General features: G+C 67.2%; 13 protein-coding genes. 6 read left to right on the top strand and 7 right to left on the bottom strand.

Going from position 1 to position 10,779, the window contains the following annotated elements; genetic code table 11:
* Positions 1–21 precede the first annotated feature (21 nt).
* The 5 genes from AB6807_RS08485 to AB6807_RS08505 all read right to left on the bottom strand — a co-directional run bounded on the left by AB6807_RS08485 (position 22) and on the right by AB6807_RS08505 (position 2,797).
* Positions 22–552: a F0F1 ATP synthase subunit delta gene (locus AB6807_RS08485; RefSeq protein WP_116913533.1), complete on the bottom strand. Its 531-nt coding sequence runs from the start codon at positions 550–552 to the stop codon at positions 22–24.
* An 8-nt stretch (positions 553–560) separates the two neighbouring features.
* A complete protein-coding gene (locus tag AB6807_RS08490; RefSeq protein WP_081266099.1) occupies positions 561–1,031 on the bottom strand; it encodes a F0F1 ATP synthase subunit B in 471 nt (156 codons plus the stop codon).
* Positions 1,032–1,113: 82 nt separating this feature from the next.
* Complete coding sequence (gene atpE, locus AB6807_RS08495; RefSeq protein WP_007830191.1) at positions 1,114–1,377, bottom strand: F0F1 ATP synthase subunit C; 264 nt, start codon at positions 1,375–1,377, stop codon at positions 1,114–1,116.
* Positions 1,378–1,437: 60 nt separating this feature from the next.
* Entirely contained in the window at positions 1,438–2,307 is an 870-nt protein-coding gene (atpB, locus tag AB6807_RS08500) for a F0F1 ATP synthase subunit A (protein WP_371084238.1), read from the bottom strand.
* 4 nt (positions 2,308–2,311) lie between these two features.
* Positions 2,312–2,797 carry an ATP synthase subunit I gene (locus AB6807_RS08505; RefSeq protein WP_371084239.1) on the bottom strand — a complete coding sequence of 162 codons (486 nt, stop codon included), beginning with the start codon at positions 2,795–2,797 and terminating at the stop codon, positions 2,312–2,314.
* 155 nt (positions 2,798–2,952) lie between these two features.
* Here AB6807_RS08505 and AB6807_RS08510 point away from each other — a divergent pair, with 155 nt between their 5' ends.
* The 5 genes from AB6807_RS08510 to lipA all read left to right on the top strand — a co-directional run bounded on the left by AB6807_RS08510 (position 2,953) and on the right by lipA (position 7,189).
* A complete protein-coding gene (locus AB6807_RS08510; RefSeq protein WP_371084240.1) occupies positions 2,953–3,873 on the top strand; it encodes a D-amino acid aminotransferase in 921 nt (306 codons plus the stop codon).
* Positions 3,870–4,196 (top strand): YbeD family protein, encoded by a 327-nt coding sequence (locus AB6807_RS08515; RefSeq protein ID WP_116913537.1) that lies wholly within the window; start codon positions 3,870–3,872, stop codon positions 4,194–4,196. The genes AB6807_RS08510 and AB6807_RS08515 overlap by 4 nt, the downstream gene beginning before the upstream one ends.
* A complete protein-coding gene (locus AB6807_RS08520) occupies positions 4,193–5,440 on the top strand; it encodes an MBL fold metallo-hydrolase (RefSeq protein WP_371084241.1) in 1,248 nt (415 codons plus the stop codon). The genes AB6807_RS08515 and AB6807_RS08520 overlap by 4 nt, the downstream gene beginning before the upstream one ends.
* A 95-nt stretch (positions 5,441–5,535) precedes the next feature.
* Entirely contained in the window at positions 5,536–6,153 is a 618-nt protein-coding gene (gene lipB, locus AB6807_RS08525) for a lipoyl(octanoyl) transferase LipB (protein ID WP_371084713.1), read from the top strand.
* 7 nt (positions 6,154–6,160) lie between these two features.
* Entirely contained in the window at positions 6,161–7,189 is a 1,029-nt protein-coding gene (gene lipA / locus AB6807_RS08530; RefSeq protein WP_371084242.1) for a lipoyl synthase, read from the top strand.
* Positions 7,190–7,254: 65 nt separating this feature from the next.
* Here the strand turns inward: lipA and AB6807_RS08535 are convergent, their stop codons facing one another.
* Positions 7,255–7,962: a response regulator gene (locus AB6807_RS08535; RefSeq protein WP_371084243.1), complete on the bottom strand. Its 708-nt coding sequence runs from the start codon at positions 7,960–7,962 to the stop codon at positions 7,255–7,257.
* Positions 7,963–7,990: 28 nt separating this feature from the next.
* On the bottom strand, positions 7,991–9,379 hold the full coding sequence (baeS, locus tag AB6807_RS08540; RefSeq protein WP_371084244.1) for a sensor histidine kinase efflux regulator BaeS: 1,389 nt from the start codon (positions 9,377–9,379) through the stop codon (positions 7,991–7,993).
* A 134-nt stretch (positions 9,380–9,513) separates the two neighbouring features.
* Between baeS and AB6807_RS08545 the strand changes: the two genes are divergently transcribed.
* Positions 9,514–10,779, top strand: a complete 1,266-nt coding sequence (locus AB6807_RS08545) for an efflux RND transporter periplasmic adaptor subunit (protein WP_371084245.1) — start codon at positions 9,514–9,516, stop codon at positions 10,777–10,779.

Below are 10,779 nucleotides of genomic sequence, written 5' to 3' on the forward strand. Positions count from 1 at the left end.
TTTGTAAGGCGATGGAGACCGTCAGGCCGCCAGCGCAACTTTCATTTGTTCAAGGCGCGCTTTGACGGAGGTGTCGAGCACCTCGTCGCCGACCACCACACGAATGCCACCGATCAGTTCCGGCTCTTGCTGGACCGTGACCTGGAGCTTGCGGCCGAAGCGCTTTTCGAGCGCGGCCGACACGGTGGCCAGGGCCGCCGCGTCGATCGGGAAGGCGCTGTAGACCACGGCGTCGGACGAACCGCTCTTCGCGTTGGCCAGTGCCCGGAACTGCTTCGCAATTTCCGGCAGCACCGAAAAACGCCCGTTCTCGAGCAGCGCGGCCAGGAAGTTCTGGGCAGGAGCGGCCAGCGGTGCACCGAATGCACCGACGACCACGCCGATCACCTGTTCGGCCGTGGCCTTGGGGTTGTCGGCGAACTGCTGGAGCTCCGGATTGGCCGCGATGGCGGCAACCTTTTCGAGCCAGGCGCTGGTTCCGGCGACGTCGGACGACGACGCCTTGAAGAGCGCCTCGGCGTAGGGGCGTGCAATGGTGGCGAGTTCTGCCATGGCTTCTATCAGAGTTCGGTCTGCAGACGGGCGAGCAAATCGGCGTGGACGCCTGCATTCACTTCCTTGCGCAGAATCTGCTCTGCGCCCTTGACGGCCAGTGCGGCAACCTGCTCGCGCAGTGCTTCACGGGCCTTCAGTGCCTGCTGGTCGGCTTCTACGCGTGCGGCTGCAACGATCTTGTTGCCTTCCTCGGTCGCGCGGGCCTTGGCCTCTTCAACGATGGCCTGGGCGCGACGTTCGGCGTCGGCAAGACGCTGTGCGGACTCGTTGCGTGCCTGGCCCAGTTCGGCTTCCACGCGCTTGTTGGCGGCGGTCAGCTCGGACTTGGCCTTGTCGGCGGCAGCGAGGCCTTCGGCGATCTTCGCAGCGCGGTCGTCCAGCGCTTTCGCGATCGGCGGCCACACGTACTTCATCGTGAACCCGACCAAGATCAGGAAGACGATCATCTGAACGATCAGGGTACCGGTAATGCTCACTTTTCACCCTCTCTATGGGATTGAATCGAAGCCATTCGCTAGAGGCTCTAGGGAACGACGACGCAGGTCCGACGAGAAAGACTTACTTCGGCAGGTTGGCGATCTGAGCCAGGAACGGGTTGGCCGTTGCGAACCACAGAGCGATACCGGTGCCGATAATGAAAGCGGCGTCGATCAGACCAGCCAGCAGGAACATCTTGGTTTGAAGTTCGCCCATGAGTTCAGGCTGACGTGCGGCCGACTCGAGGTACTTGCTGCCCATGATGCCGATGCCGATACATGCGCCCACAGCGCCCAGACCGATGATCAGGCCGGCGGCCAGTGCAACAAAGCTAATAACTTCCATGATGACTCCTAGAGGACTTTGGTTGAAGAGAAAACAAAAAACAGAAACGAAAACTGATGATCAGTGGTGATCGTGGGCCTGGCCGATGTAGACCAGCGTCAGCATCATGAACACGAAGGCTTGCAACGTGATGATCAGGATGTGGAAGATGGCCCAGGCCGTGCCCGCGATGATGTGGCCGATGGCCAGGCCGATGCCGGTGGCCGACATGGACCAGGCACCGCCCATCAAGGCGATCAGCAGGAAGATCAGTTCACCGGCGTACATGTTGCCGAACAACCGCATGCCGTGCGAGACCGTCTTGGCGACGAACTCGATCATCTGCATGGCGAAGTTGAAGGGGTACAGCGCCCAGTGGTTGCCGAAGGGTGCGGTGAACAGCTCGTGGATCCAGCCGCCAGCGCCCTTGATCTTGATGTTGTAGTAGATGCAGATCAGCAGCACGGCCACCGACATGCCCATGGTCACCGAGAGGTCGGCGGTGGGCACGACGCGCAGGTAGGCGTGGTGCGGGTCTTCGCCGGCGATGCCGAAGATCTTGGCCCAGATCGCCGGGAACAAATCCACCGGGAACAAGTCCATTGCATTGAGCAGGAAGATCCACACGAAGATCGTCAGCGCCAGCGGGGCGACGAACTTGCGGCTCGTGGCGTTGTGGACGATGCCCTTGGCCTGCTGGTCGACCATTTCGACGAGCAGTTCGACAGCCGCTTGAAAACGGCCGGGAACACCCGAAGTAGCCTTGCGGGCAGCCAGCCAGAGCAGCCAGCAACCCAGGATGCCGAGCATGATCGAGAAGAACAGCGAATCGAAATTGAAAACAGTCAGGTCCGCAACACCTCCAGGCTTGGAGCTTTGCAGGTGCGTCAAGTGGTGAACGATGTATTCACCCGCGGTCTGACCATGTTCCGCAGCGTTTTCAGCAGCCATTCCGTTACTCGTCTCTCTGTTTCCGGCGCCGGGGCGAGAACATCACCGCCAACCAGGCCGCCTTCATTGTCACCACCAGGCCGACCAGCATTGCTGGCCAGCTCAGCGCCGTAATCAGCCTTGGCGCAGCGATCAGCATCGCCACCGACAAGGCCATCTTGACCATTTCCCACAGGAAGAATCCGAACACCGCAGTGCCCGGATTCAAGGAAGAAAACCGGCCGGTCAGCCCGCGTGCAAAGACCGCCGATGGAACAACCACCGCGATCGCACCGTAAGCGGCGGACCAACCCAGATTTTGCCTCCCCGTCAGTCCCCAGATGGCCAAAGCCACCACCAGACCGACAACCAACTGACCCGCGACCACCCGCCAGGGGGAGATCGAAGGGTTCTTTGCTCGCAGTTCACGCGCCTGCTCGGCGGTCAACGGCTTGAATTCTGCGTCGAGGTCTTCAGCGACCTCCGTGTCTTGTCGGGCGATTGTTTTCATTTCGAATGAAGCCCGGATGACGACCCAGAATCTACAAAGCCATTGATTATAAGTAAAAACCCAAGCGCTCCCGCCATCCGACGTGTCGCGCATGCAAATCGGCACCCGATTCCCTGACGCGAACCCGACGATGCACTGCCAACCATAATTCCGGCATGCACCCTATCACCGACGCCCTGCCCGCCACGCTTTGTTACCTCGACGGCGAATACACCGCCCTGCGCGACGCCAAGATCAGCGTGCTCGACCGCGGCTTCATCTTCGGCGACGGCATCTACGAATACGTGCCCGTCTACTTCGGCCAGCCCTTCTGCTTCGAGGAGCACATGGCGCGCCTGGCCCGCTCGCTTGCCGAGCTGCAGATCGACAACCCCCACACGCTCGACGAGTGGCGCGACATTGTCACGCACCTGGTCGCGCCCGGCGGCGATGCGCCGCAGTCCGTGTACTTTCAGGTGACACGCGGCGTGGCCCCGCGCGACCATGCGATGGTGCGCGGCCTGCGGCCCACGGTGTTCGTCATGGTGAACCCGCTGCCGCCCATTGCAGACGCCGTGCGCGCCAAGGGCGTGGCCTGCGTGACCGCGGCGGACTTCCGCTGGCAGAAGGCCCACATCAAGAGCACCAGCCTGCTGGGTGCCGTGCTCGCGCGGCAGATCAGCGTGGAGGCCGGCGCCACCGAGACCATCATGTTCCGCGACGAATGGCTCAGCGAAGCCTCGTCGAGCAACGTGTGGATCGTGCAGAACGGCAGGCTGATCGGCCCGCCCAAGAACAACCTCGTGCTCACCGGCATCCGCTACGGCCTGTTCGAGCGGCTGTGCGAAGAGCGCGGCATTCCCTTCGAGCTGCGCCGCATCTCGCGCGACGAGGTGTTCGCCGCCGACGAGCTGCTGATCTCCTCGGCCAGCAAGGAACTGCTGCCGGTGGTAACGCTCGACGGCAAGGCCATTGCCAACGGCCGTCCCGGCCCCATCTACCAAAGCTTGTACGAGGCCTACCAGGAGGCCAAGGTACGCAACGCAGAGAACGCGAAAAACGCCACGCACGCACAGAAGCAAGGAGCCCCGGCATGACCGACACCACCACCCCCGGCACGACCCCTGTCGCTACCGAAACCATCGCCGTCCCCGATCCGCGCAAGGAATCGCTGATCGAGTACCCCTCGCAGTTCCCCATCAAGGTGATGGGCGCGAAGGTCGACGGCTTCGTGCATGCCATCACGCAGATCGCCGAGAAGTTCGACCCGGCCTTCGACGCCACCACTGTCGAGTTGCGCGACAGCAAGGCCGGCAACTACCTGGGCGTGACCATCACGGTGACGGCCACCAGCCGCGAGCAGCTCGACGACCTGTACCGCGCGCTGTCCGCGCACCCGATGGTCAAGGTCGTGCTTTGAACCTGCGCTGGCGGTCCGCCGCGGCGGCACTGTGCGCAAGCGGCCTGCTGGCCGCCTGCACGACAGCGCCCAACCCGTACTACGACGCCAGCCGCAAGCACCACCGGCCCGAGGGCTTCCAGGACAACTACGTCGAGTTCAAGCCGAAGAATTTCTTCACCGACGTGCTGCTCGGCTGGCAGCTGCCTTCATGGTTCAAGGGCCTGCCACCCGCGCCCGAGGCACCGCCGCCGGTGGTCGCGCCCGACCTCGCATTCATCCGGGCGAACACGGGCGAGTCCGCGCAGCCCGCGGCCACCTTCATCGGCCATGCCACGGTGCTCTTGCAGGTGCCCGTCGCCCACGGCGGCCTCAACGTGCTGACCGACCCGGTCTTCGGCGAACGCGCCTCGCCCTTCTCGTTCGCCGGCCCCAAGCGCTTCCAGCCGCCCGGCGTCGCGCTGAAGGACCTGCCGCACATCGACCTGGTGCTCATCAGCCACAACCACTACGACCACCTCGACGAAGGCAGCGTGAAGGCGCTGAACGCGCAGGCCGGCGGGCCGCCGCTGTTCGTGGTGCCGCTGGGCATCGCGCCGTGGCTCGCGGAGCGCGGCATCGCCAACGCGGTGGAGCTCGACTGGTGGGACAGCGTGACGCTGCCAGCGACCACGGCCGGGCCGCTCCAGGCGTCGCAGGTTCGCATCGAGCGCAACGGCGCGGGCATTGCCACCGGTGCGTCCAACACGTCCGGCACACCCAGCACGGCCAGCACGCCTGAAGCGGTTCAGGTGTTCCTCACACCCGCGCAGCACTGGAGCGCACGCGGCCTCGGCGACAGGATGCAGACGCTGTGGGGCGGCTTCGCGCTGCTCTCGCCCCGCATGCACGTCTTCTACTCGGGCGACACCGGCTACTCGAAGGACTTCGCCGACATCCAGGCCCGCCTCGCGCCGCGCCAGGGCAATGCGCAGGGCGGCGGCTTCGACCTGGCGCTGTTGCCGGTCGGCGCCTACGAGCCGCGCTGGTTCATGAAGGACCAGCACGTGAACCCCGACGAGAGCGTGCGCGTCCACCGCGACCTGCACGCCAAGCGCAGCCTCGGCGTGCACTGGGCCACCTTCTCGCTGACCGACGAGGCGCTCGACCAGCCGCCCAGGGACCTGGCCGCGGCCCGCAAGGCCCAGGGCCTGGCCGACGACGCCTTCTTCACGCTCGCCATCGGCGAGACCCGCAAGCTGCCCGCGCGGCAGGCCACGCCATGACAGACACCACCGAAGACGCCACCGCGCAGGCCCCCACCGTCGCCATCGAACGGCACCTGCTGGGCCGCGTCGACTACGCCACCACCTTCGCCGCCATGCAGCAGTTCACCCGCGAGCGCACGCCGGACACGCCCGACGCGCTGTGGGTCTGCGAGCACGCACCGGTCTTCACGCAGGGCATCGCGGGCCGGCAGGACCACATCCTGAACCCCGGCGACATCCCCATCGTGCAGACCGACCGCGGCGGCCAGGTCACCTTCCACGGCCCCGGGCAGGTGGTGGTCTACCCGCTGATCGACCTGCGCCGCGCGGGCTATTTCGTCAAGGAATACGTCTACCGCATCGAGGAATCGGTGCTGCGCACGCTGGCCCATTTCGGCGTGACCGGCCACCGCGTGGCCAGCGCGCCGGGCATCTACGTGCGGCTGGACGACCCGTTCTCCCATGCCGCGCTGACCGGCCCGCTGCCCGCCGGCGACCCGTTTCGCGGGCTGGGCAAGATCGCCGCGCTGGGCATCAAGGTGAGCCGCCACGCCACCTACCACGGCGTGGCGCTGAACGTCGGCATGGACCTCGAACCCTTCTCGCGCATCAACCCTTGCGGCTACGCGGGGCTGCAAACGGTCGACCTTTCTACAATCGGCATCCAAACCACATGGGAAGAAGCCGCCACGGTGCTGAGCCAGAAGCTCACCACCTTCCTGGCGCCTTGAACTACCAATGAGCACCACAGAAGTCGTCCGCGACGCCCAGAGCGCCGAAACCTACAACCCCCTGGCCAAGCAGAAAGCGGCGGCCAAGCTCTCGCGCATCCCCGTCAAGGTGGTGCAGACCGGCGAAGTGCTCAAGAAGCCCGACTGGATCCGCGTGAAGGCCGGCAGCCCGACCACGCGCTTCTACGAGATCAAGCAGATCCTGCGCGAAAGCAACCTGCACACCGTGTGCGAGGAAGCCTCGTGCCCGAACATCGGCGAATGCTTCGGCAACGGCACGGCCACCTTCATGATCATGGGCGACAAGTGCACGCGCCGCTGCCCGTTCTGCGACGTGGGCCACGGCCGCCCCGACCCGCTGGACAAGGACGAGCCCCTGAACCTCGCCAAGACCATCGCCAAGCTGCGCCTGAAGTACGTGGTGATCACCAGCGTCGACCGCGACGACCTGCGCGACGGCGGCAGCCAGCATTTCGTGGACTGCATCAAGAACATCCGCGAGCTCTCGCCGATGACGCAGATCGAGATCCTGGTGCCCGACTTCCGCGGCCGCGACGACCGCGCCCTCGAGATCCTGAAGGCCGCGCCGCCCGACGTGATGAACCACAACCTGGAAACCGCGCCGCGCCTCTACAAGGAAGCGCGCCCCGGCAGCGACTACCAGTTCAGCCTGAACCTGCTGAAGAAGTTCAAGGCCCTGCACCCGAACGTGCCCACCAAGAGCGGCATCATGGTCGGCCTCGGCGAGACCGACGAAGAGATCCTGCAGGTGATGCGCGACATGCGCGCCCACGACATCGACATGCTCACCATCGGCCAGTACCTGTCGCCGTCGGGCTCGCACCTGCCGGTGCGCCGCTACGTGCACCCCGACACCTTCAAGATGTTCGAGGAAGAGGCCTACAAGATGGGCTTCAGCCATGCGGCCGTCGGCGCGATGGTGCGCTCCAGCTACCACGCCGACCAGCAGGCCCATTCGGCTCAAGCGGCCCAAACGGCACAGACGGCCCAGCAGGCGCACGCCGCCGGCGCCTGAGCGCTCCCAAGCGCACCCAGAAAAAAGGCCCGTCGAGGGCCTTTTTCAATGGCGCCGCGCGGCCCCTACATCACGTCCAGCCGGTAGCCCACCCCGTAGATCGAGCGGATCAGCTCCTGCCCGCCGCTGGCCGCGTCCAGCTTGCGCCGCAGGTTCTTCACATGGCTGTCGACCGCGCGATCGGTCACCGCGCGCTGGTCGGCGTGCACGTGGTCGAGCAGCCTGTCGCGCGACAGCACGCGCCCGCGCGCATCGGCCAGCGCCTTCAGCAGGCGGAACTCGATGGGCGTGAGGTCCAGCGGCACGCCCTGCCACGAGGCCTTGTAGCCCTGCGCGTCGATCTGCAGCGGCGACACCGCGCGCGCCGACTGCCCACCGAGGCCGCTGCGCCGCAACAGCGCCTTCACCCGCGCCACCACCTCGCGCGGGCTGAAGGGGGTCTTGCAGATGTAGTCGTCCGCGCCGATCTCCAGCCCCATCAGCCGGTCGGCCTCTTCCACGCGCGCGGTCAGCATGATGACCGGCACGTCGCTGAACTGGCGCAGCTCGCGGCACACGCTCATGCCGTCCTGCCCGGGCAGCATCAGGTCGAGCAGCACCACGTCGGGCCGGCGCGCCTTCACGCTGGGCACCACCTCCAGCCCGTTGGCCAGCCATGCCGACGTGTAGCCCGAGGCCTGCAGGTAGTCGGCCAGCAGCGCGGCCATGCGCGGCTCGTCCTCGACGATCAGTACATGCGCGGTCGCGGGGGTAGAAAGTGGCTTGTCGCTCATCGTGGTGTGCCCTGTTGCCTGGCGTGTTTCAGGCGCGGGGCAAGCGAATCGCCACCCACACGCCGCCCAGCGGCGAGGCCTTGGCCTCGATGGTGCCGCCATGCGCCTCCACGATGCTGCGGCAGATCGACAGGCCCAGCCCCGCGCCGCCGCTTGCGCGGTTGCGCGAGCCCTCGCCGCGAAAGAAGCGCTCGAACAGCTGCGGCAACTGCGCCGCGTCCACGCCCGGTGCCGAGTCCATCAGGTCGATGGCCAGCAGCGCACCTTCTTCGCGCGCCTCGACGCGCAGCACGCCGCCCGCGTCGGTGTAGCGGCAGCTGTTGAGCACCAGGTTGCTGAACAGCTGCTGCATGCGCCGCTCGTCGGCGAACGCCACCAGCGGCTGCGCGGGCAGCACCAGCTCGAGCCGCAGGCCCGCCGACGCCAGCCGCTCGCGGAAGGCGTCGACGCTCAGTTCGACCAGCTCGCGCAGGTCCACGTCGGCCTTGCGGTACGCGAGCGCCCCCACGTCGGCCAGCGACAGGTCGTACAGGTCGGTCACCAGCTTGTTGAGCATGCCCACCTCGTGCTGCAGCGAGCGCACCGCCTGCGCGTCGAGCCGGCGCACGCCGTCTTCCATCGCTTCCAGCTCGCCGTGCAGCACGCCCAGCGGCGTGCGCAGCTCGTGCGACACGTCGGCCATGAACTCGCGGCGCATGCGCTCGTTGCGCTGCAGCGTGTTCGCCAGCGAATTGAAGTCGCGCGCCAGCTGCCCCACCTCGTCGTGCGAGGCCACGGCCACGCGGCTTTCGTAGTCGCCCGCCGCCAGCCGGTGGGTGGCCGCGGCCACGCGCTTCACGGGCCCCAGCAGCACCCGCGCGATCCACCACGCGATGCCCGCGGCCAGCAGCACGCACAGGCTGCCGATGACCCAGCTCGCGCGCGCCTGGTTCTGCTGGAAGCGCTGGTCGCCGGCCTCGCTCACGCTCTGGAACGGCGTCATCACCACCCAGCCCACGGTCTTGCCGTCGACCACCACGGCGCGCTCGGTGGCGTTGTCGCTCACCTGCCTGAAGCCGGCGATCACGTGGCGGTCGGCATCGCGCAGCGCGATGCGCAGCACCGCCCCCGTGAGATCGGACACCGGCGAAGGCGAACGCCCCGGCTCGAAGCGCTCGCCGTTCGCCGACGGGCCGGGCCGCATGATCTCGAACCAGGGCCTGGGGTCGTCGCGCAGAAAGTCCCAGTTGCCGTGCTGCCGGTAGGCCGCCACCGCGTTGGGCAGCACCGCGTCCATGCGCTCCACGCCCTGCTCGTTGAGGTAGCCGACAAAGCCGCGCTCGAAGTTCCAGCGCGAGGCCGCACCCATGGCGACCACGGCCAGCACGGCGGTGGCCAGCACGGCGAGAAAGAGCTTGGTGGTGATGCTGATCTTCATGAAGGCCCACAAGATAAGCCAGAAGACACCCGCGCGGTGCACCGCGCGCGCCATGGCCGCGCGTGCCGGCGGACCTTCACATTGGCTCCACATTCGCTGAAGACCATGGATTCCAACCTGATTGGAACCCGCACATGCGAAACCCGCACACGTCTTCTCGCCTCACCCGCACCGGCCTCGCGTGCGCCCTGGCCCTCGGGCTGCTGGGCGGCATCGCGGGGTGTTCCGGCGCTTCGTCCGCGCCGCCGCAAGCCCCTTCCGATTCCGCTGTCGCGCAAGTCGGCGTGGTCACGCTGCATGCGGAGAACCAGCCCATCACCACCGAGCTGTCGGGCCGCACGCGGGCCCGGCTGAGCGCCGAGATACGCCCGCAGGTCGGCGGCATCGTGCAGCAGCGCCTCTTCGAGGAGGGCGCGCTGGTTAAGGCCGGGCAGGTGCTCTACCAGCTGGACCCGGCCAGCTACAAGGCCGCCTACGCCAGCGCGCAGGCCAGCGTCGCCAAGGCCGAGGCCACGCTCAACGCCGCGAAGACCGCCGCGCGCCGCAACGCCGAGCTCGCGAAGATCGACGCGGTGAGCCAGCAGGCCAACGACGACAGCCAGGCCACGCTGCAGCAGGCCCAGGCCGACCTCGGCGTGGCGCGCGCCGCGCTGGACACGGCGCGCATCAACCTCGGCTTCACGCGCATCACCGCGCCCATCGCGGGGCGCATCGAGGCGTCCAGCGTCACGCCGGGCGCGCTGGTCACGGCCAGCCAGACCACGGCGCTCACCACCGTGCAGCAGCTCGACCCGATCCACGTCGACGTGACGCAGTCGACCACCGAGCTGCTGCGGCTGCGGCGCGAACTCGCCAGCGGCGCGCTCAAGAGCGCAGACAGCGGCAATGGGAAGGACAACGGCACTGGCAACGGCAACGAAGCCACCGTGCAGCTGATGCTCGAAGACGGCACCGCCTACGCGCACCCCGGGCGCCTGCAGTTCTCCAGCGTCACCGTCAACGAGGGCACCGGCGCGGTCACGCTGCGCATCCTGGTGCCCAACCCCGAGCGCACGCTGCTGCCCGGCATGTACGTGCGCGCCGTGCTCGAGGAAGGCGTGGCCGAGCAGGCCCTGCTGGTGCCGCAGCAGGGCGTGAGCCGCACCGCGAGCGGCGACGCCTCGGCGCTGGTGGTCACGGCCGACGACAAGGTCGAGAAGCGCGCGCTGAAGGTGTCGCGCGCGGTGGGCAACCGCTGGCAGGTGACCGAGGGGCTGAAGGCCGGCGAGCGCGTGATCGTCGAGGGCTCGCTGAAGGTGAAGGCGGGCGACACGGTCAAGCCGGTGGCCGCCGCCGACACCGCGGTCGCCACTGCTGCCACGAGCACGACCACGACGGCCACCGTCGCCACCACCCGCTGA

This window comes from Variovorax sp. RCC_210 (genome assembly GCF_041355175.1).
Classification (GTDB): domain Bacteria; phylum Pseudomonadota; class Gammaproteobacteria; order Burkholderiales; family Burkholderiaceae_C; genus Variovorax.